This window comes from Acetobacter suratthaniensis, assembly GCF_017377745.1.
GTDB lineage: Bacteria > Pseudomonadota > Alphaproteobacteria > Acetobacterales > Acetobacteraceae > Acetobacter > Acetobacter suratthaniensis.
This window is the reverse complement of the sequence record NZ_JAFVMG010000001.1, coordinates 26434-52309: the sequence shown is the minus strand read 5'-3', so window position 1 is coordinate 52309 and position 25876 is coordinate 26434. Positions and strand designations below refer to the sequence as shown.

Genomic DNA, 25876 nt, shown 5'->3' with positions numbered 1-25876 from the left:
AGCCCCTGACGCACCACATCATCAATACTGGTCGTTTCTGTCATACCCCCACCCTTGCCCGCAGAGCGGACGCGATGGTCTTTTCAATTTCCGGGTGCGTCAGACCCGCCTGCAGGCCACCCGCGGCCACAGCATCCACAACCTGCGCAACGGTCAGATGCCCACCCGCAATAAAACGGGCTATCGCGTACGTTTCGGCATTGAGGGTATCGTTCCGGCGTCCTTCAGGGGCAGAAGCTACAGACCGCACAGCGGAGCGCACGGCATTACGAACCTTCTTCTCCGCATCCTGCAGATCCAGACTGGTAGCCTCTAAACTGGCTTTCGGCGGAATAGGCGGCTGAGCCCGTTCAACCAGCCAGGCAGGCCACTGCTGGGCTGGGCTACGGTCAACGATCTCCAGCCCAGCGGCTGGCCACCAGATAACGTATCCACCATCGGCCCGCACATCCACGCCATGCGCGATCCGGCTGGCGCTGTTCCGCATGCCCTCCCGATGTTTGAAGAGCAGGTGGAGCCCGCCCGAACGGGTCCGATGCGTACGGGTGCCAGTCAGCCGGGGGCAATGCTCCTGATGGAAGTCATCGCCCCCTTTCCCCCAGTCCAGATCAAGCACATCAAACCCTGAAACCGCCCCCGTCATCACCCCAATGAGCGGGCCGGGATAAGTGCGCCACAACATGGGAACGCTTTGGGGACGGTTAGTAGCCAGTTCACCCCATTTGCAGGTCGGCCGCTTGTCTTGCTGGCAGGGAAAGACCTTAAGACCATGCCGGGCCAGTTTCTGCGCGTAGGCTGCTACCGGATCCCCTGATACCGGCCGATCCGACTGATCGAGGGCCGCGCTCATTGGGGGACCGCCTGCTTGAAGAAATACTGAAGGCGCGCATAACCAGCATCATAAGCCCGCTTGGCGTAAGCAGCCCGCTCAGCAAAGGGGGAGCCGTCCTCGTTGGTCATGTTGCCATACACAAAGCCAATGTACTGGTTCAGATGGTCGTAAGCCTCGGCAAAGGTGATGCCACCCTTGCGGATGTCATCCACAAAGTTCCTGGCCGTGTCCTCTGGGGTATCAACTTCGGCATCCTCTACGGCCTGTGCCTCGGTTGCCCAGAACACTGCGGCTTCGCGCGCTTTGGCAATATAGGCCTTGGCCAGATGGGGTTGGATAACATCGCTGGCGCGAAAGAAGCTGCCGATCTCCTGCAATTTTGCATCAACCTGAGCAATACGTTCATCAAGCGTAATCCCCTCGGCCTCATTGGCTATGCCAATACCAAGCTGGAGCAGATCAAGCTGGAAGCGGTTCAGGTGCTCGTTGAAGGTCCACGGGTCTCCGGGCAGGGTATTGGGCAACTCGGATGGCGGTATGTCTACCAGACGACCGGTGCGTACAACTGGCATAGGAACTGCCGGGCGTGTCTGGTCGCATACGCCCCGGTCATGCAAGGCGCTCCACCGGAAGCAAAGCTGACGTGCTGCCTCCAGCGTGCCAATAGGCCCGATCATGGCCCATGAGTTATCCAAAAATACAACGCAGGGGGCATAAGCCACGCCATTGCCGTTGCCCACAGGGAAAACCCATAGGTGGCAAACATGCTCCCAATCGATAACGCCATCAGAGGTGATATCCTGCAATACGCATTTGCCTGTCGTGACTGTTGGATCTGGCAGAATAGAGGCAAGCCGAGAGCGTTCACGCTTTTGCGTGTTCATGAAAAATTCTCCATTACTTGCCTGAGATTACAATTGTACCTGACGAGTGCCCGTGGTATTAAGAAATCCCTAGGTGAGGGGTTTTCAGGGCCGTCAGTCTGTTCTCAGGCTGACGGTTTCTTTTTGCGGGTTACTGGTGTCATGTTCGGTAAGGCATTGATGTAAGCCAGCATGCTTTCTGTTACGACCATGGTGTAGCGGCCCATTTTTTTTAGACTGATTTTTCCTTGAGCAGCTAATTCATAAATATAAGAGCGAGACATCCCAAAGGTCTGCGGGGCAGAACCCATAGAGACCAGAATTGGCAAGTCAGATGCTTCACGAAAACTGTTCGATGGTTGCTCAGTATTCATATAAAATATCCTTGTGCCCATGTGGAGTTATATGGTTGCAAGGACAAAATAGGGAGCATAGGCAACTGCGTCCTTACGCAAAATAAGCCTCTGCCATTTTTACGTAAGCCCCTCAAAACTTTGAGCCACTATTTGAATGGAAAATTTCCACAACGGCATATCATTGTGGGCTAGAAAAGAGTTTCTCTTTTTCCACTTGTTAAGAACACCTTCAATTGAGGCAAGAGAAACATCACCACCAAGAATAGATGAGATAAAGCGAACCGCCGGACCAGACCTAGAAAACGAATCAGCCCCTGTCACAGCGCAATAAAAACAAAAATAAAATACTGCAATTTCATGCCAAATAACATTTTGTTTTTTTGGCGGCGGAATATCAAAAAGAGATTTTTTAAGATTATCGCATTTTTCCTTCCACTCCTTTTCTAATTCATCAAAATTCTTTTCAGAATAATAGCGAAAATAAATTTCTGTAGAATTTCTATTGAAATCTATACATTCGTTAATTGCTTTAATCGCCATGCGCATTTTTTCTAAATTCTGCACCCCTCTATCAAAATCTCCAATCTCTCTCTTTTTAGTATTGGTAAACGAAATACTAACCTCTTTTTCATTTTTTATAAAAACCTTTAATATTTCTTTATTAACATCCCCAGAAAACCCAGAGACGGAAAAAGCTTCCGACAGCATCTCTACATTTGGAGACAGAGCTCTCTCGAACACCTTATTTAAATTGCGGCTCTTTATACTCATGACAGCACCTCATCAATCAGGGCGCACCGGTGCTCTATCTCAGCGGCAAGCCACTCCATTGCGCTTCCAGCCGCATCCGGCAGGCGTCTTCCGGCTCCCGGCGCGTGAATAAGCTCACGGCCCATAGCTGAAAGACAAGTGGAAATGGCGCTCAATTCCAAGCTTGCAGTCTGGATAAGGTCGATCCGATCTGGCGTGGCAACCGGGATTTCCGGCCGTGGTTTACGGGTCATGGCTGGCCTCCCGTGAACGCCAGCACATCGCGGGCAAGGCTAGCCTCCATGCTGTCCGGTTCCTCCATTGTCAGCAGGATCAGCCGGGCCTTGCATTGCAGGTCTTTCAGGGTGCGCGCCCGTACGGAAGCCACCCGGCGGTAAGCCCTGTTGAAACGGCGGCTATGAGGCAGACCCGCATCAAGGGTCTGCTCCTTCCAACAGCAGCGATCGGAACTGAGGGCGGCAATGGTGGCCACCTGAATGGGGCTGGTCATGCGTGGCCTCCGTGGTGCTGGGACAGGTAAAGGTCAAACAGCCGGGCTTTGGCTGAAATGGTGAAGGCGCTGCAATACGGCTCGACCAGCGGAGCGCCGCCCCGCGCTTTCATGGTTTTGCCCAGAGCGTCCGCCTCCTGTACCACGAGCCGAACAGCTAAGGGCATGGGCAGGCCATCAACGCCCCACACGGACTCGGCCCACGCCTTCCCGCGTGCGATCGGGTCAGACACACCAAAGACGGCCCACGATTCATCTGGGGTCATGGCTGCACCTCCTCGGGTTGCATCCAGCCGGGAGCGTTTCCGTCACCAGATAGCGCAGCCAACAGGTCCAGCTTGTCTTGCAGGCGATGAGCTAGCCACAGCAGGGCTTCTGGCTCGGTGATCTCGCGGCCAGCGCCAACGCCACTTTCGGCCACGGCCACAACCAGCCCTGATAGCTTCCTAGCATCATTCAAAACCACGTCAGGGACTCTGAGGGCCTTAACGCTTTCCTGTTCAAAAGCAGTCAGGGGTGAGAGGCCAGTCATGCTCCTGCCTCCGCGTGCTTGGCGTCTTCTGCGGCCACATCTGCCCCGTGCCGGATATAAGCGGACAGGAACAGGGCGACCCCACTGCACATTTCCGCGTCACTACCATCAGGACCACCGGTCTTGTTGGCCAGATAGTCCGTAAGTGCATCACAGATCACCGCAACGCGGCGCTGGTGATCAGCCTGCCAGTTCAGAGCGTAAGCTGCATGTTCCAGAGGGGTCATTGTGCCACCTCCTGAATATGAACGATCCGGCTTGATATAACTGGATCAGGTGTTGCCAGCCCTAACAAGGCTAAAGCGATTAAAGCCGGAGCTATGAGAGCGGGGAGCCTTGAGTTTATAATATTGAACGCGTGAGCATGCGTGAGCGTGCTATAGGGATAGTTAGCCATGGCCGAAACTCCAGTTCGGTTGTGGTTAGGCTAGCTTTGTGACTGGTAATCACTAAGCTAGCCGTCTTGTGTTGCAGATAATTCACATCACATCTATGATGTAACCTTACTCCAGAAGATAAGTCAACATCATTGATGTAAGGTTACTTTATAAGTGGAAATTACTCCCCCACAATGCCGAGCAGCACGCGCGCTATTAAACTGGTCTCAAAGTCAGTTAGAAGATGCCTCAAAGGTAGCGAAAAAAACTATTGCTGATTTTGAGAGAGAGGCTAGAGCCCCTTATCCACGAACACTTTCCGCCATCCGCATTGCTCTGGAAGCCGCTGGCGTTGAGTTCATTGCTGAGAATGGTGGCGGGGCTGGGGTAAGGCTGAGGAAAGTGAAATGTTAGTTCGAGATCAATAAAGGGTAAAATCTAACGTCTGCATGTAGCTGGCGTAATGGAATACGACAAAAATTAACCAGAACGGTTTATTTTTTTTACCCAGACACTTGATTTAACCCATCAGGTTGATTTATATAATCTAGACCCCAACAGGAGGTGCCAAGGAATGGTGACAGAATTTGGAAAGGAGCTTCGAAAGATCCGCATTGACCGTGATGAACGGTTGATGGATATGGCGGACAAAATCGGAAAATCCTCTGCTTTTATTTCTGCAGTTGAAGTCGGAAAAAAATCTCCGCCGCATGGATTCGAAGACATTATTGCTCAGGCTTACGGTTTAGCCGCAGATGTCGGAGAGAAACTAAAACAAGTTGCTGACAGAGCACGTAAGAGTTTCACTATTGAGCCATGCAGCATTTTAGGACGAGATACAGCAGGCCTGATGGCGAGGCGTATGAATGAATTATCTGAAGAACAATTAAGTGAGATTCTGGCTATTCTCAGTAAGGATAAAGGTGAGTAGAAACAATGAATGGAAATGGTTTTATTGTTCCCCCTTTAAGCTGGTCTAAAATTGAGAATAATACACTCAAATGGCGCAGAATTTTAGGATTGGAAAATGATCCTTTTTTTCCAATAATGGAGGTTTTGGAGAAAGTTCTCGACAATAAGCTTAATTTTTTTGATTTAATTATTGTAGAAAATCAAGAAATGGGTAGTGCCGAGGGGTATACTGATCAGTCAGGTAAAGCGATTTATCTTCGAGAAGATGTATATCGACGTGCATGGGAAGGTGAACCTAGAGACCGTTTCACTGCTGCTCATGAACTAGGCCATTGGGACATGCATACAAATGTACAGTTGGCTCGGGTTCAACCAGAGCAGAGTGTTCCTATCTTTAGGCAGAGCGAACCGCAAGCTAATCAATTTGCTAGCGAGTTGCTTATGCCTGCTAGATTTTTTTCTGCGGAAGATACTCCGGACACCGTGATGCTAAGACATGGGGTCAGCTATCAAGCTGCAGCCAATAGACTGTCATATTTGCATCGCAAAGGGAGGATTCTTCCACAAAAAAATAAAGACCTGAGGATAAATCCTCAAGTCTCTACTTTTCCTGCTGGGCAAGGGGCTAGCTGGTAGGAAAGCCACAGAGCGCCAACGAGGTCTCAACAGCCGTACAAGTGGTACAGGTTGGATGCTCTGTCAAGGCAAATGTCGCCCCAGAGGAAGCGTGATGGTGAAGAAACCTTTACCGCCAGCGCCGCCAGGATATCGCTATATTTTCCGTTCATGGCGGAAATGTGCGAAATCTGGCAAAGTGCTTTATGCTCGTAATTTCGGGCTTAAGGCTTGGCCGATTTTGATCCCGGTCTAAAATAATTTACGAGGGAGATATTTTTATCTCCCTCGTATTATTATGCTGCTTTCATTTTTATAATTATCTTGAGATATTGAGCGCAGTAGCATGTAATTTTTCTTGGCTGTATACTTTTAAATTGGTGGCTGAAAATTATACGCACAATGAATTTAGACGCCGTACAACAATCACGGTCACGCTCTCCGGCCCGTAGCGGCGCGACAGGTTGGCATCCACAATCTGGGCATCATCTTTCCACGCGATACCGTTTAAGGCATCCGCTGCGGTCTTCATCTGATTGTCTATGTCTGGCCTGCTGGTTGGGAGTATGCGCCCTGCCAACGCATCTGCTGTCTTCTTCCTACTCCATGACGGGGGTGGTGCAATGTTGATTGTCAGGGAAACATGAAGCGGCCCGCTCAGGCATGGCTTGCCAATCTGCTCTATGGCGTGGCGCTGGATATGCTTTTCAGCCTGCACCGTTTTGGCATCGGTAAAAGTGCGTCCGTTCCCAAAGCGTGGGCGGCCTTTGGCCCTCAGCAGACCAGGGATGATGATACGGTAAATGGGCTGTTCGGATGCCGCGGGTTCCATGCCAAAATCATAGTACAGGAGCGGCAGTCAGTACAATAGAAAGTGGTCGCCGGAACTGCGATGCAGAGGCTGGAGCAGGCGACCCAAATTGGAACTGCAAGGCATGCAGGCCATCCAAACTGAAAACCAGATGCGAACCCGTAACCCCGTGACCTCTTAATTGTACAACGGTCGCACCTCAATTGTGCAACGCGCGTATCTAACTATGCAAGGCATGTCGGTTCGGCCAAGCACCCCAGTCCCCTCTTGCATTTGATACTATAAATCAGTATCAATCATGCTATGAAAGCTAAGCATCGCCGCACGCTGGAACTGATCTTCAAACGTCCCGTATCCGGCAATGTGCCGTGGGCGGATATTGAAGCGCTGTTCGTGTCCCTCGGTGGTGAGGTTTCAGAGCGCGAAGGTTCTCGCGTTGGTATGTTCCTGTTCGGTGAGGTGCGGGTGTTCCATCGGCCTCATCCAAAGCCGGATACAGACAAAGGGGCCGTTGCATCCATACGAAAATGGCTCGAAGCAAATGGGGTGACACCATGAATAATGTGATGGAAATTGGCGGCCATCGGGCTGTCATTCAGTTTGACCCGGAAATCGGCATGTTCCGGGGTGAGTTTCTGGGCCTCAACGGCGGGGCAGACTTCTATGCTGACAGTGTTGGAGGTCTCCAGCAGGAAGGCGAGACCTCGCTGCGCGTGTTCCTTGAGATGTGCGCCGAAAAGGGGCTGGATCCGGTCAAGCACTACTCCGGCCGGTTCGTCGTGCGCCTGCCCGAGGATGTTCATGCGCGCGCCGCTGAAATTGCTGCTGCCCGTGGAGTGAGCCTTAACCGGCTGGTGGCGGATGCTCTATCTCAGGTGGATTGTTGAACTACGAACCATTCAGCCATCATCTCCCGCCGCTTATCAAACAGGTCGCCTCGCCTATAAGCGGCTTCCACTTTGTCACTGATGGCATGGGCCAGAGCCATTTCGGCTACTTCCCGCGGGTAATCAGTCTCCTCGGCCGCCCAGTCGCGGAATGTGGAGCGTAGGCCGTGCACGGTCACTTCTTTTGTGCCGGCGGCCAGGTGCAGGGCCTTGGACAACGCCACATCTGATAACGGACGGCCTCGCTTCGCGCCCGGGAAAACGAGATCGCCCGCCCGCCGGTCGCGCAGGGGCAGGACTTCATGCAGAATAGCCATTGCACCTTCCGAAAGCGGGACGCGGTGTTCCTTGCCGGTTTTCATCCGCTCGGCCGGGATAGTCCAAATCTGGGCGGTCATGTCGATTTCCAGCCAGATAGCGTGTCTGACCTCGCCAGAGCGCACGGCCGTCAGGCAGGTGAAGCGCACGGCCTTGGCCGCCATCCCTTCCGATTCGACCAGCCTGGCCATGACGCGGGCAATGTCCTGCCGGGGTACGGCGGCATGGTGTCGCACCTTTGTGACAGCGGACGGCTTGGGCAGGATATTGGCCAGATGCCCCCGCCAGCGGGCCGGGTTCTCACCATCGCGCCAGCCATGCGTGCGGGCATAATCGAGGATCCGTTCGATGCGGCCCCGCAACCGGTCGGCCGTCTCTGTCGTGGTCTGCCAGATCGGGCGGAGGATGGACAGCACGTCCTTCGTTTCCACCTCTGCAACCGGATTGGCGCCGACAATGGGGAAGGCCAGTCGCTTGAGAGAGCTTGTCCATATGGTGGCAGCCCGTGGATCCCGCCAGCCGGGTGTCATCTCCTTGATATAGCGCTGGGCGACCTCGGCAAAGGTGATGCCGGTTTCCTTGCGATCCTGCGCCTTCTGCCTGCGCCGTTCGTCTATGGGGTCTAAGCCATCCGCCATTTGGTGGCGGGCCTCGGTCGCACGCCTGCGGGCATCCGCCAGCGTGATGTTGGCCACCGAGCCGATTCCCATTTCCCGCCGCTTGCCGGTCACGGGGCTGGTGAAGCGGAAATACCAGGACTTGGCCCCTCCCTGAGCGACCAGCCACAAGCCGCCTCCGTCCGCCAGCGCCCCGTCTTTAAGGGCGCTGACCTGTCGAGCCGTAAGCTGGTGTGGTGAAACCCGACTCATAACCGGGATACCCCTCTTAAAACCCCCCTTAAAAACTGCGCCAAGCAAAGTCGGGCAGACACACAGGGGGACGGACTATCTTGCAAATCATTGATATTATAGCACGAATTTGCGCCAGACAGAACCGCCCAGAGAAGCCGGATTAGTGGCCCTCAGCTCCACCAGCCGCCTGCAACGGTTTACCCAAAAAATCTGTCTTTTCTAGCGTGCTTTATAAAGCCCTGTTATTGCAAAACGCTCTTTCTTTCACCCGCATTTAAAACAGACGGCTACCATTGGGCACTGCTCGTTCCGGGGCTACCAAAACCACGTTGTGAGTGGCATCGGGAAAGCCGAGTGTCAGCACTTCTGAGAGAAAAGGGCCAATCTGACGTGGTGAAAGATTAACCACGCAGGCAACCTGTCGGCCAACCAGATCCTCGATACCATATAAATCTGTAATCTGAGCACTCGAACGCTTGGTGCCGATTTCCGTCCCGAGATCAATGGTCAGTTTCCATGCGGGTTTACGGGCTTCTGGAAAAGGCTGGACATCAACAATTGTGCCAACGCGGATATCCACTTTCATGAAATCATCAAATGAGAGTGTGGACATGACATTATACTCCATTTTCCATCAAGCCATCGACGGCCCTGCGCCCTCTGGTGGCGTGTTTATGATGTACTGAAACGCAGGTAAGCACGCTCAGAGTAATGCAGACAAAAGCCACAACCTCAAGCGGGCGCGGCCACCGGCTCTCCCATAGAAAACCGTAAATCAGCGCAAAGAAAGTTTCGAACAGGATCATCTGCCCGGTCATGGTCAGCGGTACCAATCGGCTCATGCGGTTCCACAAGGCATTACCGAAAATGGACGCGACAACGGCCACCGCACAGGATACGGCCACAAACCGCCCCAACGTCCCGGCATCATAATTCAAGGGCCCGCTTAAAAGCGCAACCGGGCTGAGTAGTAACGCCTGTGCCCCCGTGACAATGCCGGTCAACAGGTTCCAGTCATGAACAGACAAGGCATGCAGCCGCACAAGACAACGACTGTTGCCCACAGCATAAGCCGTCCACAAAACAAGCGCTACAAGCGCACAGAAAAAGCCGCTCACTGAATGACTGCCCGCCTGAGGCGCATCAAAAGCCTGCCAGGTAATGCACAGCGCCCCAGCCAGACAGAACAGCAACGAGGGCAGAAGAGCGAGAAAAGACACCGCTCCCTTATCTTTACTGCCAATGATTGTAACCGTGACAGGCAAAAACCCGATCACCAGCGATGACAGCGCAATGCCGCCTTTCTGCACAGCCTGCGAGAGCATGACATAATAGACAATATTGCCGCATAACGAGAGCCAGAACAGGGCCTCCCAGTCTTTTTTCGTTATACTGCGTTTGAGATTTTTCCAACGTGGCGCAATCATGATGACGGAGAGAAGCCCATAGGCAAGATAACGCCCAACCGCGACCTGCAACGGCGTAAACGGGCGGGCCAGTTCGGGCGCCAGAAAAACCAGCCCCCATAACGCGCCAGCCCCTGCGCCACACAGCATGCCCAGAGGAATAGCCCCTGCCGTATCTGCCTGTTGGTTATTTGCCATGATCGTCACGCCTGTTGTCTCCTTGCGACAGAGACATATCATCAGGAAAGTGATTTTTGCGCTCTTGATTGGTCACCTGAATGCAACAAAAACTCGCATATGAGCAAAAAAAACACCCCTCGCCCGCTGGATGAGTTCGACAGGGCCATTCTGCGCATTGTCCAGAAAGACAACAGAATGCCGCAGCGGCAGATTGCCGAACGGGTCAATCTTTCAGCCGCAGCCGTGCAAAGGCGGATTGCCGCCATGGAAAATGCGGGAATCATTGCTGGCAATACCGCTGTGGTGAATGTGCAGGCAGTCAGCATGAGCATTACCGCCATTGTGGAAATACGCCTCAAGGATGAGCGTATTGAAACGGTCGATACCGCAAAAACCCTCTTTCGCAGCGCGCCGGAAGTTCAGCAATGTTACTACGTGACAGGGGGTATCAGCTTTATCCTGATTGTCGTTGCACCAGATATGAGTGCTTACGAGGAAATCACCCGCCGCCTTTTCGCGCAAAATGACTCGGTTGCGAGTTATCGCTCCCTGATTGCACTGGATAGGGTCAAGGCTGGCAGCACGATCGTTATTCCCTGACTGCCCGCTTATATGCGCCATCCAACGCGCTGGCGCAGGCTCAGCAGGGGCTACCCAAAAGCCCCTGAGACAGGATTCCACACAAAAGTATTGCGACTAATTATCATTTGTTGTTATCGTCGCTTCAGGACGCAACGACTCAGGACTGTGATCTATGGTTGTCTGTTCGTGTAACCGACTTACCCATGTTGATGTGGAAACCGCAGTCGCTGGTGGCGCAACCCACCCACGCGAGGTTTATGCCGCGCGCGGATGCCGGGCACAGTGCGGCAACTGCGTGCAGGGTGTTGTGTGCCTGCTGCGCGAAGCCCGTAAAAAGCACCAGCTTGCCCATGAAGCCGCAGCCCGGCAGGCTATGGCCCCCGCAGCCGAAGCTGGAATCGCACTGTCTGCCTGAACGCGGCAGACACCAGCAAAACAGATCATCAGGCCAGAACAGGTGATCTTGCGTAACAGCGGGGCTTCTGGCACGGCTCGAAGCATGAACAAACCGTTTCTTGTCATGGGTGCTGGCGCATGGGGTACAGCGTTGGCCCTGCATGTTGCCCGCACTGGCGCACAGGTTCACCTGTGGGCCCGGTCCACCAGCACGCTGCCATCGGGCGCTATGCCCCGCCTGCCCGATTTTCCGCTCTCGGCCTCCGTGCAGGTGACATCAACACTGGCAGATACCGCATATGAAGCTGTGCTGGTGGCTATCCCTACGCAGTCCCTGTCCAGCATTATGCCGCTGCTCCCCACAGGCATACCGGCCATTCTGTGCTGCAAAGGCATAGAACGGCAGAGTCTTGCCTTCCCGCTCGATATTCTCGCGCGTGAACGCCCCGATGTGCCGGGCGCCGTGTTATCCGGCCCCAATTTCGCGCATGAAATTGCCGCGGGCCTACCTGCTGCTGCGGTCATTGCCGCACCGCAAATCGCTCTGGCCCGCCACCTGACCGACACACTGGCTACGCCGCTTTTCCGCCTTTACGCCAGTCAGGACTGCACCGGGGTGCAACTGGGGGGGGCTGCCAAGAATGTCATCGCTGTTGCGGCAGGCATCTGCATTGGTGCGGGACTGGGCGAAAATGCCCGTGCCGCTCTGATTACGCGCGGTCTGGCGGAAATAACACGACTGGCCTGCGCGTTGGGTGGGCAAGCCGCCACACTGGCCGGACTGGCCGGGCTGGGCGATCTGCTACTGACCTGCACGGGCAATCAATCACGCAATTACCGCATGGGGCTGGCCCTTGGCAGCGGTGCCTCCACCACCGAAGCTCTGGCCAGCCTGCCCGGTGTCGCGGAAGGCGTAACCACGGCCGATGCGCTTGTAACCCTGGCCGCTCAGGCAGGTGTGGAAGCCCCGATCACCCAGTGCATTGCGGCTTTTCTGGAGGGGCGGCTTACCTTGTCTCACGCACAGGCCCAACTACTCAGCCGCCCATTGAAAGAGGAATACGAAAGCACCCCCTAGCCTATGGCGCATTAAGGCTGCGCCAAGGTCTGTCACAAGGTTGTCATTGTTTTCACGTTTCCGTGCGATGGGGCGTTTTTTCTCCCCATCTTCATGGGCCTCCCTTGCATGGCGGAGCGCAGCCGCCACGTAAACCACAGGCAGTCTGGCATACACACCCTGACTGCACGTTGGTTATTAACGGAAAAAAGGCCGAAACCATGACCAAGACGACAGCCTCGCAAGCCCATATCCGCGAATATCTGGGCACGCCCAGCGATCTGGACGCAAAAAAACTCCACGCCGTAACAGCCGGGCTGGCGGACGTTCTGGCCGATGTCTTTGCTCTGTATATCAAGACCAAAAATTTCCACTGGCACATGAGCGGCCGCCATTTCCGCGACTACCATCTGCTGCTGGATGAGCAGAGTCAGGAACTGTTCGCCATGACTGACCCGCTGGCCGAACGCGCCAGAAAAGTCGGTGGCACAACCCTGCATTCCATCGGTGAAATCAGCCGCAAGACGGTCATTGCCGACAACGACGCTGAATATGTCACGCCCGAAGACATGCTGGCTGAACTGCGTGAAGACAACCAAACACTTGTCCGCCGCCTGCGCGCCGTGCATGACCTGTGTGACGAGGCGCATGATGTCGCAACCGCCAGCCTGATTGAAAACTGGATTGACGAAGGCGAGCGCAGGACGTGGTTCCTGTTTGAAAGCACCCGCCCGGCCTTTGGCAAAAACGACTGACAGGGTTTGGCGCCAGCCGCATGAGCGGCCCGCCAGAAGGGCTCTTATGGCTGGCGCATGCCCCGGCTCCTTATCAGGGGCCAGACCGCCTGTTCCACCGCCCCGGCAGTCGGGCGGGTGTGATCCTTTGCTTGCAACCTGTTCACCGGACAGACTACAAACACCCGACAACGGCCTACGCCAGCCCCGGAACAAGCAAGAAAGCACCGCATGCCTGCGCGTGCAGGCAAGAGCAGAACGAACAGATCAGTGTCCGAGACCCGCCCGCCTTCTTCCAGCAAAGAAACGGATGCCACACGGCGCCCGACCCGCCTGCTGGATATGCTTAACCCCTGCATGAAGGGCCGCAAGCGCCGGTGCGGCCGCCCCACGGCCCATGATACGGAAGAACTTGACCAGTATCTGCTGGAAATCGCAGCGGGCCTGTTTGTACAGCATGGCTATGCGGGCACCTCGATAGACCAGATCGCCCGCAAGGCTTCCGCCAGCAAGCAGACCATCTACCGCCGCTACCCCTCAAAGGAAGCGCTGTTTATCGCGGTTATTTCAGATCTGACCGGCACCGTGCTGCAAGCCATGGCGGCCACTCCGCTCAAAGACCCGCTTGAGGAGCTGCGCCATATCAGCACCCTGCTGCTCGATCTCACGCTGCGGCCGGATTCACTGGGCACCTACCGGATTTTGATTGCTGATGGACACCGCCACCCCTCGCTACTCCGGCAGGCAGTGGAGGCCATCGGCCAGCCTTTCCATAATTCAATCGTGCGCCTGCTCAAGGCTGCGGAAAGCAAAGGCCAGATCGAGCCCGGCAATGCGGATGATACCGCCGCCCACCTGCTGACAGGCCTGATTACCGGCTGGCCGCTTGAAGACAGCCTGTTCGGGCTCGACCCCCTCAGGAACAAGGCTGAACGTGAGGCGTATTTCAACCGCGCATGGACATTTTTCCTGCGCGCGGTCGGCGGACGCCACGGGCTTCCTGCCGCCTGATACGGCAGACAGCACCGCGCATACGCTCGGCTATGCCGTGTTTATGTTCTGGCGGGCCTGAACACCAGCGCCAGACCATTGATACAATAGCGTTCTCCCGTGGGCGGCGGCCCATCAGGGAATACATGGCCCAGATGCCCCTCACACTGCGCACAGTGTACCTCGACACGCACCATGCCGTGGCTGGTATCCCGCCGGGTGGCAACGCCTTCAGGCTCTGCCTGCCAGAATGAGGGCCAGCCACTGCCGCTCTCATATTTGGTAGCAGAACTGAACAACACCGTGCCGCAGCCCGCACAGCAATACACGCCCTCGCGTTTTTCATGATTAAGCGGGCTTGAGCCGGGATACTCCGTGCCATGCCCGCGCAGGATATGCTCCTGCTCAGGGCTGAGGGCGCCACAGGCTGCTGGCCCACATCCGTTCTGACTGCTCGGCTCTGGCATATACCTGCCTCCTTTTTTCCACTCCCGTCCGCTGGCCGGGTTTTATATAAAGGCCGTTCCGATCCGGGGCGAACAGGCCTATCATGCACGATATGGTGTCGCGCGCGCTTTTTCCACCGTCATGACCACACTGGACTGGCTGACCCTGCTTGCCTATCTGGCGGGCATGCCCGCTCTGGCGCTGGCGCTGGCGGGAAAACAGGCTTCGGCCCATGCCTATCTCGAAGGCCACGGCGATCTACCATGGTGGGCGCTATGCCTGTCACTGGTCGCGACAGAAACCTCTACCCTGACACTCATCAGTGTGCCGGGCATTGCCTATGGCAGCGGCATGGTGTTCGTGGGGCTGGCACTCGGCTACCTGCTGGGCCGGGGGATTGTAGCCTGGGCCTTTCTACCGCTTTACCGACAGGGGCGTATGCTCAGTGCCTATGACTGGCTCGGCCAGCGTTTTGGGCCGGGCCTGCAACGGCTGGCATCGGGTACTTTTCTGGTCACACGCCTGCTGGCCGAGGCCGTGCGCCTCTTCGCGGGCATGCTGCCACTGGCCACCATACTGGCCGCACTGCATCTGTCCGTATCCGCCCCTATCCTGCTGGCCGCCATCATGCTGCTGACACTGGCTTACACCCTACAAGGCGGGCTGCGCGCGGTGGTCTGGTCGGACAGTATCCAGTTTGCGGTCTATGTGGGGGGCAGTCTGGCCTGTGCTGCCCTGTTATGGCGGGCAGCACCCTCCGGCACACTGGGTATGCTGCATGAAGCCGGACGCTTTAAGCTGTTCACCCATCACACGCCCGCCTTTACCAGCCCGTTCACCCCACTGGCCGCCATTGGCGGGGGAGCTGTGCTCTCGCTCGCCTCGCACGGGACTGACCAGCTTATGGTACAGCGCATGCTGGCAGCCCGTAGCCTGCGCGATGCCCGGCTGGCACTCATGGGCAGCGCCGTGGGTGCGGGCCTGCTGTTTGGCCTGCTCTCGCTGGTGGGTATTCTGCTCTGGGTGCATCATGGGGGCCTGCCTGCATCACAGGCGGGTTTTACCCGCACCGATGCGATTTTCCCGGCCTATATCGCCCACGATCTGCCATCGGGCCTGCGGGGGCTGATGCTCGCAGCTATTCTTGCCGCCACCATGGGATCGCTCTCCTCTACCCTGTCCGCCATGACGGCGGCGGTTATGGGAGATTTTGCATCGCTCTGCCGTGCGCTCCTGCGGTTAAGCGGCACACAAAACCCTGACCGGGCGCGACTGCGCCTTGCCCGTAGCATTACCGTGTTCTGGGCGGTTGCTCTTGTGGTGTGCGCCAGCCTGTTTGCCCATGCCGGGCAGGCTGCGGTACTTGTCGGGCTCTCCATTGCCGCCTGCGGATATGGCCCCATGCTGGGCAGCTATCTGGCGGGCATGCTTTTGCCAAAGTTACGTGCGCAAGATCTCGTACCCGCGTTCTGCCTCAGCCTGCCTGCCGCCGTGCTGGGCATGCTGTTCATACACCCGCACGGGCAGCCTCTGGCTTTTGCATGGCTGATCGTGCCTGGCATGGCCGTACTATGCGTGGTGGCACTGGCCAGCCATGCTATAGGCCGCATGCGCCATACCGCCCGCCGGAACAGGAGCCTTTCATGACCGAGTATGCCCCCCCTCCCGCACCGGCCCGCACGGAAACGCTGGATCCCCGCTACGACAGTCTGGAACAATGGCCTGCGGCCACCCTGCTCTCCGCCCTGCTGGACAGCCAACTGGACGCCGCCGCCAGCGTGCGCGCGGCCCTGCCTGCCCTTGAAACCGCACTGGCCGAAGCCCTGCCACGGCTGGAACGGGGCGGGCGCCTTTTTTACGTCGGCGCCGGAACATCCGGGCGGCTGGGCCTGCAGGATGGTGTGGAACTGATCCCGACCTATAACTGGCCGCGCACCCGACTGGTGTTGATGCTGGCTGGTGGCGACGCGGCCCTTTTCAGCCCCGTGGAAGGAGCGGAGGATGACGAGGCCGAAGCCATCCGCACCCTGCTGGCCCACGCCCCCACGCCCGATGATGTGGTGATCGGTATCGCCGCCAGCGGCGGCACCCCGTATACCTGTGCCGCTATAGGGCGTGCGCGGGCCGCAGGCAGCCTGACAATCGGCATGGCCTGTAGCCCGGACAGCCGCCTGCTGGCCGAAGCGCAATGCCCGGTTCTGACCTACACCGGGGCGGAAGTCATTGCCGGTTCCACCCGCATGAAGGCAGGCACCGCCCAGAAAATAACGCTCAACCTGCTCTCTACCGGGCTTATGGTGCGTCTGGGCCATACATGGCGCGGCCAGATGGTGGATATGCGCCTGTCAAATGCCAAACTGGTGCGCCGCGCCCACCGCATGCTCCAGCACCTGACCGACTGCACGCAACCACAGGCCGAAATGGCCCTGCAACGGGCCGAAGGCAGTATCAAACTGGCGGCCCTTCTTCTGCAGGGGCAAAATATGGGGCTGCAACCAGCACAGGCCCGCACCCTGCTGGCCTTATGCAACGGGCGGCTGGGGCTTGCGTTTGAGCGGCTGAGCCAGACAGCCCCCATGCTGGCATGACACAAACCATGCAATCCGGCTTGGCCGCCCCCACCAGCATTCTGGCACTCGATGGTGGCGGCACATACACACGCGCCCTTATCATCACCCGCGAAGGGCAGATAACCGCCCATGCGGAAGGCCCCGGCTGCAATCCATTCGACCGCCCCGACTGGGCGGACAGCCTGCGCGCCCTGCTTGAACGCCTGCCCCGGCACGGTCTGATCGCAGCGGGCCTTGGCATGGCGGGCTATGATGCCGAGCGTCCTTCCTGCATGGCGCAGGAAAACCTCGTGCGGGCGATTTTAGGCCCGGATGTGGCACTCTGCCTGGAAAATGATGTCGAAACGGCGCATCGTGGCGCGTTTGCGGGTGGGCCGGGGCTTTTCCTTCTGGCTGGCACCGGATCAGTCGTTATGGCCCGTACGACAGAGGGCCGCTCAGCACGCGCTGGTGGCTGGGGCTGGCTGCTGGGCGATGAGGGCAGCGGCTACTGGCTGGGTCGAAAAGCCCTGCGCCACGCTGCCCACTGCCTTGATACCCCCCACGCGCCAGACCCCACATTCGCCCATGCCCTGTTGCGCAGGCTCGGCCTGCCGCTGCCCGATAGCATCCTCACCCTCGCACCACCGGCCATCGCGGCCATCACTACACGACCGGAGGCCGCCAACGCTCTGCGCGAATGGCTACGCACCCGCGCACACCCGCGTTCCGCCATTGCGGAACTGGCCGTGTTCGTTGCCCAACAGGCCGAAACAGGCAGCCCCACCGCCATGGCCCTGCTGCGCCGGGCGGCTGAGCATCTGGCCGCGCAGGCTCAGGCCACGACCGATCAGCTTGATGAAACAACCACTCTACACTGGAGTTATGGCGGCAGCGTCATGCGCAGTCCTTTCCTGCGCAACGCGTTAACCACCCTGCTGGAACGCGCTCCCCACCCCCCCCGTTTGCCCCCGTTGGGCGGGGCAGCCCTGAGCGCTGCACGGCTGGCGGGCTGGCCCTGCGAGCCTGACTGGATCAGCACGCTGGCACACAACCTGCACAGACACGCCGCCTCCTCTCTGCCGGAGCCTACAGCATGATCCGTTTTCTTCTGCCGGGCATGGCCTGCCTCAGCCTGCTGTGCCTGCTGCCCCGGCCTGAGGCGCAGGCACAGCCTGCCGCACCCTATGCGCTGGCGGATACCATAGCGGCTGCCACCCTGAGTGCCGCCACACCCCCTGTGCTCATGCCAACCCCCGCCACCATGCAGAGCAGCGGTGAGGCATTTCCTCTCCCGCCCCGGCTGGACATACACTGGGACAGCCCGGCCACACCTGCCCTGCGTCTGGCCGTACAACGCTTTGAGCAGCATCTGGCGACCCTGACCACCCCCCAGAATACGGCCAGTCTGCCGGGTGCGGCCCCCGCAGCCTATAGCGTGCATATTCATTACAGGCAGGATGCCGCCTTCCCCCGCCCCGCCATGCGCGAAGACTACAGCCTGCACACCACCAGCACACAGGCACAACTGGATGCGCAGGAACCTGTGGGCATCCTGCGTGGGCTGGCTACTCTGCTCCAGCTTGTGCGGCTTGAGGCATCCGGCCCGGTCATTGCGCAGGCAAGCATTACGGACAGCCCCCGTTTTATCTGGCGCGGGCTGATGATCGACACCAGCCGCCACTTCATGCCGCTGCCCGCCCTGTTGCGCCAGCTTGACGCTATGGAAATGGTCAAGCTCAACGTCCTGCACCTGCATCTGTCCGATGGCGCGGCCTTCCGGGTTGAAAGCAGGCTCTATCCCCGCCTGACAGGCACAGAGCAGCCCGATGGCCTGCGGACATTCTACACGCAGGCGGAAATCAGCCAGCTTGTACGCGCCGCTGCCGACCGGGGTATTCGCGTGGTGCCAGAGTTCGATACCCCCGGCCACACCTTCGCAATCCTGCGCGCCTACCCGGAACTGGCCGCCCAGCACCCACTGAACACAACCGACCGTGCTGAGATCAACCGCGCGGCCATGGACCCGACAAACCCTGCCACCCCTGTTTTTGTAAACCGTCTCTATGCGGAAATGGCCCGCCTGTTCCCTGATCCCGTCTTCCATATCGGGGGGGATGAAGTCGTTGCCCGGCAATGGCTGCAAAACTCCCATATTGCGGCTTACATGAAGCAGCATAAGCTTGCGGATACAGCAGCCCTACAGGCAGGTTTTTCAAAACAGGTTGCGCTGGCGCTGCATGCACGCGGCAAAACCATTATGGGATGGGATGAAATTCTGGCCGCAGACCTGCCCCCCGGCACCCTGATCCAGAGCTGGCGCGGCCCAAGCCACACGCTTGATGCAACCCGCGCGGGGTATGGCACCATCATTTCTGGCGCATATTACCTAGACCGCCTGCTGCCCGCCCGCGCTTATTACGAAACAGACCCGCTCGACACCAGAAAAGGGGCCGCCGAGGCCGCCGCCGCTGCCCAGACAACGGGGCCGGGCGGCACAGCCCCAGCCTCACTAGCCTCCGCCTCATCCACACCGGAAAACAGACAGGCCGAGGATACCCTCCTGCCCCCGCTCTCTACCGAACAGGTTGCCCATGTGCTGGGGGCTGAGGCCGTTTTGTGGACGGAAGTGATTGACGACAGCATGCTCGACGCCCGGTTGTGGCCACGCACGGCCGCCCTGGCGGAGCGCTTCTGGTCACCTGCGGCACTCTGTAAGGGAGAAAGCCTCGCCCCCCGCCTTACCGTCATGCGCGACAGGCTCGACCTATTGGGCCTGCATACCACACAGCAGACGCTGGAGGGGCTGGAGCGCATGGCCCCCGGCGAAACCGGCCCTGCACAGGTACTGCTCTCCGCTGTCTCACCCGTACGCAACTACGCGCATAATCACGAATTTCTTCAGATCCGGCATAAAGAAACCGCAACACAGCAACCGCTGGGCGCACTGGCGGATATTGCTCTGCCTGACACACCGCTGGCTGATCTTTTCAATACCGAGGTTGCAGCCTTTATCGCGGGAGAAACGGCTCTCAAACCCGACCTGATCCGCATGTTGACCCTCTGGGCTGATAATGATGAAGCCTTCCAGCGGGCAGCCGCCCATCACCCCTCCCTGACAGCCGGGCTGGGTGCTTCGGCTGAGCTGGCTGCACTGGCTCAGGCCGGGCTAGCCGCACTGGGTCAAGGCCGCACCCCCGGCTGGCGGGAGCGCGCTCATGCAGCACTGGACACGGCCCAGAGCGATATTGCCGCCTCGGCCAGCATTCATGTCGTCACGCAGGCACACCAGCCTGCGGGCGATCTGATCCAGCGCATTACGCCGGGCATAGCCCTTCTGGCGGGGCAGGACAGGCCCTGATTAGCCCTATACCTGCACACCCATGCCGTTAAGCACCCGGTGCATGTCAAATTCAAGCAGGAGCGACCACGGCTGATCCGCCGCCCCCAGCCTGAGCGGGTGCAGAATACGCACAATACCTGACGGGTCACGGACATGGCAGGACAGACCCTGCGTCACTGCCTGCCTGACATTCAGGGGCAGGTCGGTTGCCTCATGCCCGATCCGCGCCGGGTCAGGGTGGGTAGCGTACACCCCGGCATGGGAAAGCAGCATCAGGCTCCCGCTGCCAAACGGTTTACGGTCTGCCAGCATGGCCTGTAGTTCATCCAGCAGGAAATCCGCCCCAAGCACCCCGACAAAACGCCCGTTCCATACAAGAGGGAATACAAGCGATGTCACTTTTACAATCCGCCCGCCTATGGGGTAATCATAGGGTTCGAGCATAACCGTGGTGCCTGCCCGGCGGGGTTGATCGTAATAGGCGTTCTGGCCGGGAATATCATATCCCAATAGCGGTTCGAGAACGATCCGCCCCCCCTCACGATGCCAGTAGGAGATATAGCGCCCGGTTGCATCCGTGCCGGGCGTATTGGCGTGCTCGGCATCGCGCCCGTCAAAAGCATCGGGCTCCATACCGCAAAAAATACCCAGAAGACTTGGATTATTCTCCAAAAACTCGGTCATGACCGCATCAAACACCGGTCGGGACAGTGTTGTGCTGGCCCGGCGCAGACCGCCCAGTGTATGGCGCAGCGCATCAAGCAGGGTTGCGATCCGCTGAAACCAGGCCTCAATTCGGGCCGCTTCCAACCCGGCCAGACTGACAGCCGCCTGCATGAGAGCCCCGGCCTCCTCACGCTCCACATCATGCACGGCTTCGGTAATTTCACGTTTGACGCTGGGCAGTATGCGGTTGATGTCCGCCGTGGCAGTAGCCGTACGTTCCGCCAATGTGCGGACTTCGGTTGCGACAACAGAAAAACCCCGCCCGCTTTCTCCGGCCCGTGTGGCTTCTATCGTGGCATTGAAGGACAGTAATTTTGTATGCTTGGCCACCTGATTGATCACATCCGCCATGGATGCGATTTCCTCAAACCGGCGCTCCAGCCCTGTGACCATGGATTTTACGCGCTGGATGGTGCTCGCGCCGCGCTCCGTCTTGCCGGACAACGCACTGGGGGCATCGCTCCGTATCATGGTTTCGCCCAAAACCGTTTCTCCTTATCCGCGACAACCACCCCATGCGGCTCTGCCGTTCGCCTGCATGACAAACCGGCTCTCGGGCAGGCTATCGCGGATTATTTTGAAACGAAAGTGGAATAATAAATTCCCTACCCTCCGCACATCGGTCATGGTTAGATCGGACTTACCTGATATCGAAAAGGTAGGAGAACAATCCCGGCCTGATCCTGTTTGGGGGACGCGCAAAATCCTCCAGCCAGAACCCTGAGAGAAAACCGCGCACCTGACTGACCTGCCCTGCCATGTTGGCGCTGGCGGCTGATGTCTGCTCAACCATCGCAGCATTCTGGCGTGTGCCCTGCTCAATGGTTGCAACCGCGTTATTGACAGCTTTTGCAACATAATTCCGGCAGGCATACATCATGAAACCGCACGGTATATCAGAGCATAAAACACTTTGATTTTATAGAAAAAATCCGGTTCAGGTTTTGTAATTCACCTGAAAAACAAATAATCTGCGCTCACTCACGAACAGATTAAGAGCCCACCCCGATACACTCCGCCTGAAGCAGGCGGCAAACATCATGGTAGGGTTCTGGGCCCATATATCTCAGGACATTCTATCCCTGGTCTTCCCGCGGGAGGCGCAAGGACTGGTAGCGGATCACCTGCTCTTCGTAATCCAGTTCCTGCTGCAGTTTCCATTCCGTCTGGTCATTGATTTCGCGCCGGGTGACCATCTGGTGCATGACCTGCCGCTCCATCCGCAGTACCTGCAAGCGGAGCGCCAGCTCCAGCCGTGCATGCCGCACCGCACTCTGCCGGTCTTCCACCCCAATGCGGGGTGTGGCGTCTTCCTCATCCAGTCGACATTCGTAAAGCTGGATCAGCCTATCTGATACCTCGCGCCGGAGCTGGCAGTCTTCCTCCGAAGGGCCGGATGAGTCCTGCGTACCAGCCCCGACGGGCGTTGCAGGAACAACAGCAGGGGCCACCGAAACACCAGCCTGAGGCTGCGCCGCACCGGCTACGACCGCAGCCTGTGCCACCGGAAGAGCTGGAGCTGGAGCCGGAGTGGCCGTGGCAGGTGCCTCCACCACGGCCGCGTCATGCACCTTGCGCAAGACGCCAAGCGCTGCACGAATGAGCTTCTGGCGGGCAAGATTTTCTTCCTGTGCGTTCTTGTCCACCAGTTCAGGCGGGATAAACCGCAGACAGAACGGAATACAAACCCCAGCGCAGATCAGCGACAGAATGATAACCCCTGTTGCAATCACCACGACACTTTCACGCGCAGGAAAAGCCGCGGCACCATCCAGCCCCACCGGCAAGGACAACACCGCCGCCAGTGTTACAGCGCCGCGTACGCCAGCAAATGTCAGCAACAGGTTGGCAGCAAACCCCGTGCGCTCATAGGGCATATGGTTAAGCCGCGCACCCGCCCAGCGCCCTGCCTCGCATAACAAAAGCCCAAACAGGCGCATGATCAGCATGGCCCCGTACACTTCAACCACCAGCAAACCATACTGCCAGAAGGCGGCATTATGAACCTGCACCAGATCGCGGGCACTACCCACAAGGGAGGGAAGCTGCAAACCAAGGAACAGAAAGATCAGCCCGTTAAAAACATAACTGACAATATTCCAGACCGTATTGGCCTGTATCCGCGTCATGGTGGCGGCTTCTTCCACCGAGCCGGACAGCTTGAGAACCATGCACCCTGCCACGGCCGCCAGAATGCCCGAACAGCCTGCCGCCTCAGCCGCCGCATACATGGCAAACGGCAGCAGCAGCACAAGCACGATCTGAGAACGCGCTTCATCCAGTTTACGCCGGATCAGCTCATGGTTGATACGTGACGCCACCCACGCAACAAGTGCTCCGATAAACAGCCCCCCGAAAGCCACCAGAATGAAAGTGCCAAAGGCCTGCCGGTAGGAAAACTCGCCTGTCATGGCGTCCGCCATGGCAAAGCGGAAGCACACAAGCCCCGAGGCATCGTTGAACAGGGCTTCGCCCGAGAGCAGTTGCAGGAGCCGCCCCGGCACCTTGCGCCCCTGTAGCAGACTGGAAACTGCCACCGTATCTGTAGGGGAGAGAGCCGCCGCAAGGGTAAAGCACACTGGCAGCGTAAAAACCGGCAATATCCAGTGAATGATATAGCCGCACACGATAGTGTTCAGGATAACCAGCCCGAAAGCCAGAAACAGGATAGCCCGCCGCATCTCCCTGAACTCACGCAGGGGCATGCGGAAAGCATCCGCAAACAGCAACGGTGGCAGGAACACGAACATGAACAGTTCAGGCCGTATGCCAATATGCAGGCCGCATAGTGCTGCCCCGACCCCCAGCACAATCAGAATGATGGGCTGGGGAACCTTCTGGCGGCACGCAGTCGCCACAAGACTGCTGAACGCAGCAAGCCACAGCAGCAAAAGAACGGTCTGGACAGTCAGCATAATCATTTGTGCTTGGCCGTATCTGGCAGTGGATGCAAGTGACATTCACCCCGAATCAGGACAGTGCCGTCAGGTATCCAGCACATGGCAGGACAAAACACCGTGCAGCCAGTCTGCAAAAACCCGCAGCCGCGCGGAAAGATGCCTGCGGTGTGGATAAAGCAAGGCCATGGGCATAGGGGCTGCACGCCAGTGTGGCAGCACCTCTACCAGGTCTCCTGCGACCAGATGAGCGCGTACATCGTATAAAGGGACCTGAATAAGCCCCAGCCCGGCCAGACAGCAGGCGATCTGCGCCTCTGAACACTCGACTGTCACGCGGCCCGGCAGTTCAACCAGATGTGTCGCTCCCGCCTCCTGCCACTCCCACGGCTCGACCCGCCCCAAGGTGGCCGAGGCATATAGCACGGCCTCATGCCCCTCCGCCGCCAGGGTTTCAGGGTGCTGCGGCATACCATGGCGGGCGAGATAGGCCGGGCTTGCAACATTGACCAGCGTCAGCTCCCCCATGGGCCGTGCCACCAGCCCGGATGAACGCAGCGCCCCTACCCGCAGGGCGCAGTCAACACCATCTCCCGTCAGGTTGATCGGCCGATCCGTCATGCCCAGCGTAATCTGCATAGCGGGATGCACCGCCAGAAAATCCGGCAGAGCAGGTGCTACGACCAGCCGCCCCAGACGCGCGGGCAGATTGACGCGCAACATGCCACGCACCCCGGCGGCTCCCGGCCGAAACAGGGATTCGGCTTCTTCCATATCCATGACCAGCCGCTGCGCATGGGCATAAAATGCCTCGCCATCCGGGGTGGGGGTAACGGTGCGGGTCGTTCGGGCCAGCAGGCGGGCGCCCAGACGCTCCTCCAGTTCACGAATAGCAGCGGACACACTGGAGCGCGGCATGTCCAGCATACTGGCGGCCCGGGTAAAACTGGCCATATCCACCACACAGGTAAACACCCGCAAAAGATCGACCCGATCCATGTTCGCCCTGCCTCATTGTTCTGATTTTCTGACATATCATGTCAGAGCCTGCCCATTTATCAGATTTTTCCGACTGATATGGTGAAGACGATCAACCCACAAACAGGACAGACACACAATGGCGAACCATTCCCTGCACGGCAAAACGGTTCTGATAACCGGCGGCGCCAAGAACCTTGGCCGACTTGTGGCCCGCGACCTGTCCGCCCACGGTGCGGGCAGGATTGTCATTCACTATCACAACCCGGCTGATGCTGAGGCGGCACAGGACACCGTGCGCGAGATCGAGCATAATGGCGCACAGGGTTTTAGCGTGCAGGCCGATCTGACACGGCCCGGTGCCGTGGCTAGCCTGTTTACCCAAGCCAAAACTCTTGCGGGTGCGCCTGACATTGCCATCAACACCGTCGGCAAGGTTCTGAAAAAACCCATTCTTGAAACCACAGATGAGGAATATGAGGCCATGTTCGCGGTCAACACCCGCGTGGCCTTCCAGTTTATCCGCGAAGCCGGCCGACACCTGAACGACAATGGCAAGCTGCTGACACTCGTAACCTCGCTACTGGGGGCCTATACACCGTTTTATGCCACCTATGCGGGGTCCAAGGCCTCGGTAGAGCACTTTACCCGCGCGGCATCGAAAGAGTTCGGCGCACGGGGTATTTCGGTCAATGCCATTGGCCCCGGCCCGATGGACACACCCTTCTTTTACGGACAGGAAGCCCCAGAGGCCGTGGCCTACCATAAAATAGCCGCCGCCCTCTCGGCCTTCAGCCCCAGTGGGCTGACAGAAATCGAGGATATTGCGCCCTATATCCGCTTTATCGTCTCTGAAGGCTGGTGGATGACCGGGCAGACCATTCTGGTCAATGGCGGTTACACGACCAAATAGCCCCAACGAAACTGCGACAATATTGCAACAGGCACGCAGCTCCTGCATGGGGCGCGGGCCTGA

The 25876-nt window shown here is 58.0% G+C and carries 32 protein-coding genes; 15 read left to right on the top strand and 17 right to left on the bottom strand.

Features of this window, described 5'->3' with window-relative positions; all coding sequences use genetic code 11:
• Positions 1-40: 40 nt before the first annotated feature.
• From J2D75_RS00260 to J2D75_RS00220, 9 genes are all read right to left on the bottom strand, one after another.
• A complete protein-coding gene (locus J2D75_RS00260; protein ID WP_207851665.1) occupies positions 41-850 on the bottom strand; it encodes a bifunctional DNA primase/polymerase in 810 nt (269 codons plus the stop codon).
• Complete coding sequence (locus J2D75_RS00255; RefSeq protein ID WP_207851663.1) at positions 847-1716, bottom strand: hypothetical protein; 870 nt, start codon at positions 1714-1716, stop codon at positions 847-849. The genes J2D75_RS00260 and J2D75_RS00255 overlap by 4 nt, the downstream gene beginning before the upstream one ends.
• Before the next feature lie 104 nt (positions 1717-1820).
• Entirely contained in the window at positions 1821-2069 is a 249-nt protein-coding gene (locus J2D75_RS00250; protein ID WP_207851661.1) for a hypothetical protein, read from the bottom strand.
• Positions 2070-2168: 99 nt separating this feature from the next.
• Positions 2169-2822: a hypothetical protein gene (locus J2D75_RS00245; RefSeq protein ID WP_207851659.1), complete on the bottom strand. Its 654-nt coding sequence runs from the start codon at positions 2820-2822 to the stop codon at positions 2169-2171.
• Positions 2819-3055 carry a hypothetical protein gene (locus tag J2D75_RS00240; protein ID WP_207851657.1) on the bottom strand — a complete coding sequence of 79 codons (237 nt, stop codon included), beginning with the start codon at positions 3053-3055 and terminating at the stop codon, positions 2819-2821. Before J2D75_RS00240 ends, J2D75_RS00245 begins: the two co-directional genes overlap by 4 nt.
• Complete coding sequence (locus J2D75_RS00235) at positions 3052-3312, bottom strand: hypothetical protein (RefSeq protein WP_207851655.1); 261 nt, start codon at positions 3310-3312, stop codon at positions 3052-3054. The genes J2D75_RS00240 and J2D75_RS00235 overlap by 4 nt, the downstream gene beginning before the upstream one ends.
• Positions 3309-3578, bottom strand: coding sequence for a hypothetical protein (locus J2D75_RS00230; RefSeq protein ID WP_207851653.1), 270 nt, complete (start codon positions 3576-3578; stop codon positions 3309-3311). Before J2D75_RS00230 ends, J2D75_RS00235 begins: the two co-directional genes overlap by 4 nt.
• On the bottom strand, positions 3575-3844 hold the full coding sequence (locus J2D75_RS00225; protein WP_207851651.1) for a hypothetical protein: 270 nt from the start codon (positions 3842-3844) through the stop codon (positions 3575-3577). Before J2D75_RS00225 ends, J2D75_RS00230 begins: the two co-directional genes overlap by 4 nt.
• On the bottom strand, positions 3841-4071 hold the full coding sequence (locus J2D75_RS00220; RefSeq protein WP_207851649.1) for a hypothetical protein: 231 nt from the start codon (positions 4069-4071) through the stop codon (positions 3841-3843). The genes J2D75_RS00225 and J2D75_RS00220 overlap by 4 nt, the downstream gene beginning before the upstream one ends.
• A 324-nt stretch (positions 4072-4395) precedes the next feature.
• Here J2D75_RS00220 and J2D75_RS00215 point away from each other — a divergent pair, with 324 nt between their 5' ends.
• The 3 genes from J2D75_RS00215 to J2D75_RS00205 all read left to right on the top strand — a co-directional run bounded on the left by J2D75_RS00215 (position 4396) and on the right by J2D75_RS00205 (position 5769).
• Positions 4396-4635, top strand: a complete 240-nt coding sequence (locus tag J2D75_RS00215) for a helix-turn-helix domain-containing protein (RefSeq protein ID WP_341534959.1) — start codon at positions 4396-4398, stop codon at positions 4633-4635.
• 160 nt (positions 4636-4795) lie between these two features.
• Entirely contained in the window at positions 4796-5152 is a 357-nt protein-coding gene (locus J2D75_RS00210) for a helix-turn-helix domain-containing protein (RefSeq protein WP_207851647.1), read from the top strand.
• A 5-nt stretch (positions 5153-5157) separates the two neighbouring features.
• Positions 5158-5769: an ImmA/IrrE family metallo-endopeptidase gene (locus J2D75_RS00205; protein ID WP_207851646.1), complete on the top strand. Its 612-nt coding sequence runs from the start codon at positions 5158-5160 to the stop codon at positions 5767-5769.
• 370 nt (positions 5770-6139) lie between these two features.
• Here the strand turns inward: J2D75_RS00205 and J2D75_RS00200 are convergent, their stop codons facing one another.
• Positions 6140-6580, bottom strand: a complete 441-nt coding sequence (locus tag J2D75_RS00200) for a RusA family crossover junction endodeoxyribonuclease (protein WP_207851644.1) — start codon at positions 6578-6580, stop codon at positions 6140-6142.
• A 282-nt stretch (positions 6581-6862) separates the two neighbouring features.
• Here J2D75_RS00200 and J2D75_RS00195 point away from each other — a divergent pair, with 282 nt between their 5' ends.
• Both J2D75_RS00195 and J2D75_RS00190 read left to right on the top strand, forming a co-directional pair.
• On the top strand, positions 6863-7117 hold the full coding sequence (locus tag J2D75_RS00195) for a type II toxin-antitoxin system HicA family toxin (RefSeq protein WP_207851642.1): 255 nt from the start codon (positions 6863-6865) through the stop codon (positions 7115-7117).
• Complete coding sequence (locus J2D75_RS00190) at positions 7114-7446, top strand: type II toxin-antitoxin system HicB family antitoxin (protein ID WP_207851640.1); 333 nt, start codon at positions 7114-7116, stop codon at positions 7444-7446. Before J2D75_RS00195 ends, J2D75_RS00190 begins: the two co-directional genes overlap by 4 nt.
• Here the strand turns inward: J2D75_RS00190 and J2D75_RS00185 are convergent.
• The 3 genes from J2D75_RS00185 to J2D75_RS00175 form a co-directional block, all read right to left on the bottom strand.
• Complete coding sequence (locus J2D75_RS00185) at positions 7431-8633, bottom strand: tyrosine-type recombinase/integrase (RefSeq protein ID WP_207851638.1); 1203 nt, start codon at positions 8631-8633, stop codon at positions 7431-7433. The genes J2D75_RS00190 and J2D75_RS00185 overlap by 16 nt on opposite strands.
• A gap of 256 nt (positions 8634-8889) precedes the next feature.
• The gene (locus J2D75_RS00180) at positions 8890-9228 is read right to left on the bottom strand and encodes a tRNA-binding protein (protein WP_207851636.1); all 339 of its coding nucleotides are present in this window, start codon (positions 9226-9228) and stop codon (positions 8890-8892) included.
• A gap of 4 nt (positions 9229-9232) precedes the next feature.
• Positions 9233-10219 (bottom strand): DMT family transporter, encoded by a 987-nt coding sequence (locus tag J2D75_RS00175; RefSeq protein ID WP_207851634.1) that lies wholly within the window; start codon positions 10217-10219, stop codon positions 9233-9235.
• Between the two features lie 99 nt (positions 10220-10318).
• Between J2D75_RS00175 and J2D75_RS00170 the strand changes: the two genes are divergently transcribed.
• The 5 genes from J2D75_RS00170 (at position 10319) to J2D75_RS00150 (ending at position 13981) form a co-directional block, all read left to right on the top strand.
• Positions 10319-10801 (top strand): Lrp/AsnC family transcriptional regulator, encoded by a 483-nt coding sequence (locus J2D75_RS00170; protein WP_207851632.1) that lies wholly within the window; start codon positions 10319-10321, stop codon positions 10799-10801.
• 154 nt (positions 10802-10955) lie between these two features.
• Complete coding sequence (locus J2D75_RS00165) at positions 10956-11198, top strand: (2Fe-2S)-binding protein (RefSeq protein ID WP_207851630.1); 243 nt, start codon at positions 10956-10958, stop codon at positions 11196-11198.
• 84 nt (positions 11199-11282) lie between these two features.
• On the top strand, positions 11283-12257 hold the full coding sequence (locus tag J2D75_RS00160) for an NAD(P)H-dependent glycerol-3-phosphate dehydrogenase (RefSeq protein WP_207851628.1): 975 nt from the start codon (positions 11283-11285) through the stop codon (positions 12255-12257).
• 200 nt (positions 12258-12457) lie between these two features.
• A complete protein-coding gene (locus J2D75_RS00155) occupies positions 12458-12991 on the top strand; it encodes a Dps family protein (protein ID WP_207851626.1) in 534 nt (177 codons plus the stop codon).
• A gap of 249 nt (positions 12992-13240) precedes the next feature.
• Entirely contained in the window at positions 13241-13981 is a 741-nt protein-coding gene (locus tag J2D75_RS00150) for a TetR family transcriptional regulator (RefSeq protein WP_207851625.1), read from the top strand.
• 41 nt (positions 13982-14022) lie between these two features.
• Here the strand turns inward: J2D75_RS00150 and msrB are convergent, their stop codons facing one another.
• Positions 14023-14427 (bottom strand): peptide-methionine (R)-S-oxide reductase MsrB, encoded by a 405-nt coding sequence (gene msrB / locus J2D75_RS00145; RefSeq protein WP_207851622.1) that lies wholly within the window; start codon positions 14425-14427, stop codon positions 14023-14025.
• 121 nt (positions 14428-14548) lie between these two features.
• Here msrB and J2D75_RS00140 point away from each other — a divergent pair, with 121 nt between their 5' ends.
• The 4 genes from J2D75_RS00140 to J2D75_RS00125 are packed head-to-tail and all read left to right on the top strand — an operon-like array spanning position 14549 to position 20317.
• Positions 14549-16054 carry a sodium:solute symporter gene (locus J2D75_RS00140; RefSeq protein ID WP_207851620.1) on the top strand — a complete coding sequence of 502 codons (1506 nt, stop codon included), beginning with the start codon at positions 14549-14551 and terminating at the stop codon, positions 16052-16054.
• Positions 16051-16995 carry an N-acetylmuramic acid 6-phosphate etherase gene (locus J2D75_RS00135; RefSeq protein ID WP_207851618.1) on the top strand — a complete coding sequence of 315 codons (945 nt, stop codon included), beginning with the start codon at positions 16051-16053 and terminating at the stop codon, positions 16993-16995. Before J2D75_RS00140 ends, J2D75_RS00135 begins: the two co-directional genes overlap by 4 nt.
• Positions 16992-18056 carry an N-acetylglucosamine kinase gene (locus J2D75_RS00130; protein WP_243428362.1) on the top strand — a complete coding sequence of 355 codons (1065 nt, stop codon included), beginning with the start codon at positions 16992-16994 and terminating at the stop codon, positions 18054-18056. Before J2D75_RS00135 ends, J2D75_RS00130 begins: the two co-directional genes overlap by 4 nt.
• Positions 18053-20317 (top strand): beta-N-acetylhexosaminidase, encoded by a 2265-nt coding sequence (locus J2D75_RS00125; protein ID WP_207851616.1) that lies wholly within the window; start codon positions 18053-18055, stop codon positions 20315-20317. Before J2D75_RS00130 ends, J2D75_RS00125 begins: the two co-directional genes overlap by 4 nt.
• Before the next feature lie 6 nt (positions 20318-20323).
• Here the strand turns inward: J2D75_RS00125 and J2D75_RS14510 are convergent, their stop codons facing one another.
• From J2D75_RS14510 to J2D75_RS00110, 3 genes are all read right to left on the bottom strand, one after another.
• Positions 20324-21508, bottom strand: a complete 1185-nt coding sequence (locus J2D75_RS14510) for a methyl-accepting chemotaxis protein (RefSeq protein WP_207851614.1) — start codon at positions 21506-21508, stop codon at positions 20324-20326.
• Between the two features lie 593 nt (positions 21509-22101).
• Entirely contained in the window at positions 22102-23940 is a 1839-nt protein-coding gene (locus J2D75_RS00115) for a Na+/H+ antiporter (RefSeq protein WP_207851612.1), read from the bottom strand.
• 69 nt (positions 23941-24009) lie between these two features.
• Positions 24010-24921, bottom strand: a complete 912-nt coding sequence (locus J2D75_RS00110; RefSeq protein ID WP_207851610.1) for a LysR family transcriptional regulator — start codon at positions 24919-24921, stop codon at positions 24010-24012.
• 118 nt (positions 24922-25039) lie between these two features.
• Between J2D75_RS00110 and J2D75_RS00105 the strand changes: the two genes are divergently transcribed.
• Positions 25040-25813, top strand: coding sequence for an SDR family oxidoreductase (locus tag J2D75_RS00105; protein WP_207851608.1), 774 nt, complete (start codon positions 25040-25042; stop codon positions 25811-25813).
• Positions 25814-25876: the final 63 nt, after the last annotated feature.

Coding starts and splice junctions, on each gene's coding strand:
- J2D75_RS00140 (WP_207851620.1), top strand. CDS start 14,549: ATGACCACACTGGACTGGCTGACCCTGCTTGCCTATCTGGCGGGCATG.
- J2D75_RS00255 (WP_207851663.1), bottom strand. CDS start 1,716: ATGAACACGCAAAAGCGTGAACGCTCTCGGCTTGCCTCTATTCTGCCA.
- J2D75_RS00250 (WP_207851661.1), bottom strand. CDS start 2,069: ATGAATACTGAGCAACCATCGAACAGTTTTCGTGAAGCATCTGACTTG.
- J2D75_RS00240 (WP_207851657.1), bottom strand. CDS start 3,055: ATGACCCGTAAACCACGGCCGGAAATCCCGGTTGCCACGCCAGATCGG.
- J2D75_RS00110 (WP_207851610.1), bottom strand. CDS start 24,921: ATGGATCGGGTCGATCTTTTGCGGGTGTTTACCTGTGTGGTGGATATG.
- J2D75_RS00200 (WP_207851644.1), bottom strand. CDS start 6,580: ATGGAACCCGCGGCATCCGAACAGCCCATTTACCGTATCATCATCCCT.
- J2D75_RS00180 (WP_207851636.1), bottom strand. CDS start 9,228: ATGTCCACACTCTCATTTGATGATTTCATGAAAGTGGATATCCGCGTT.
- J2D75_RS00125 (WP_207851616.1), top strand. CDS start 18,053: ATGATCCGTTTTCTTCTGCCGGGCATGGCCTGCCTCAGCCTGCTGTGC.
- J2D75_RS00195 (WP_207851642.1), top strand. CDS start 6,863: ATGAAAGCTAAGCATCGCCGCACGCTGGAACTGATCTTCAAACGTCCC.
- J2D75_RS00135 (WP_207851618.1), top strand. CDS start 16,051: ATGACCGAGTATGCCCCCCCTCCCGCACCGGCCCGCACGGAAACGCTG.
- J2D75_RS00115 (WP_207851612.1), bottom strand. CDS start 23,940: ATGCTGACTGTCCAGACCGTTCTTTTGCTGCTGTGGCTTGCTGCGTTC.
- J2D75_RS00130 (WP_243428362.1), top strand. CDS start 16,992: ATGACACAAACCATGCAATCCGGCTTGGCCGCCCCCACCAGCATTCTG.
- J2D75_RS00175 (WP_207851634.1), bottom strand. CDS start 10,219: ATGGCAAATAACCAACAGGCAGATACGGCAGGGGCTATTCCTCTGGGC.
- J2D75_RS00220 (WP_207851649.1), bottom strand. CDS start 4,071: ATGACCCCTCTGGAACATGCAGCTTACGCTCTGAACTGGCAGGCTGAT.
- J2D75_RS00225 (WP_207851651.1), bottom strand. CDS start 3,844: ATGACTGGCCTCTCACCCCTGACTGCTTTTGAACAGGAAAGCGTTAAG.
- J2D75_RS00155 (WP_207851626.1), top strand. CDS start 12,458: ATGACCAAGACGACAGCCTCGCAAGCCCATATCCGCGAATATCTGGGC.
- J2D75_RS00105 (WP_207851608.1), top strand. CDS start 25,040: ATGGCGAACCATTCCCTGCACGGCAAAACGGTTCTGATAACCGGCGGC.
- J2D75_RS00210 (WP_207851647.1), top strand. CDS start 4,796: ATGGTGACAGAATTTGGAAAGGAGCTTCGAAAGATCCGCATTGACCGT.
- msrB (WP_207851622.1), bottom strand. CDS start 14,427: ATGCCAGAGCCGAGCAGTCAGAACGGATGTGGGCCAGCAGCCTGTGGC.
- J2D75_RS00165 (WP_207851630.1), top strand. CDS start 10,956: ATGGTTGTCTGTTCGTGTAACCGACTTACCCATGTTGATGTGGAAACC.
- J2D75_RS00230 (WP_207851653.1), bottom strand. CDS start 3,578: ATGACCCCAGATGAATCGTGGGCCGTCTTTGGTGTGTCTGACCCGATC.
- J2D75_RS00260 (WP_207851665.1), bottom strand. CDS start 850: ATGAGCGCGGCCCTCGATCAGTCGGATCGGCCGGTATCAGGGGATCCG.
- J2D75_RS00245 (WP_207851659.1), bottom strand. CDS start 2,822: ATGAGTATAAAGAGCCGCAATTTAAATAAGGTGTTCGAGAGAGCTCTG.
- J2D75_RS00190 (WP_207851640.1), top strand. CDS start 7,114: ATGAATAATGTGATGGAAATTGGCGGCCATCGGGCTGTCATTCAGTTT.
- J2D75_RS00160 (WP_207851628.1), top strand. CDS start 11,283: ATGAACAAACCGTTTCTTGTCATGGGTGCTGGCGCATGGGGTACAGCG.
- J2D75_RS00235 (WP_207851655.1), bottom strand. CDS start 3,312: ATGACCAGCCCCATTCAGGTGGCCACCATTGCCGCCCTCAGTTCCGAT.
- J2D75_RS00170 (WP_207851632.1), top strand. CDS start 10,319: ATGAGCAAAAAAAACACCCCTCGCCCGCTGGATGAGTTCGACAGGGCC.
- J2D75_RS00185 (WP_207851638.1), bottom strand. CDS start 8,633: ATGAGTCGGGTTTCACCACACCAGCTTACGGCTCGACAGGTCAGCGCC.
- J2D75_RS00205 (WP_207851646.1), top strand. CDS start 5,158: ATGAATGGAAATGGTTTTATTGTTCCCCCTTTAAGCTGGTCTAAAATT.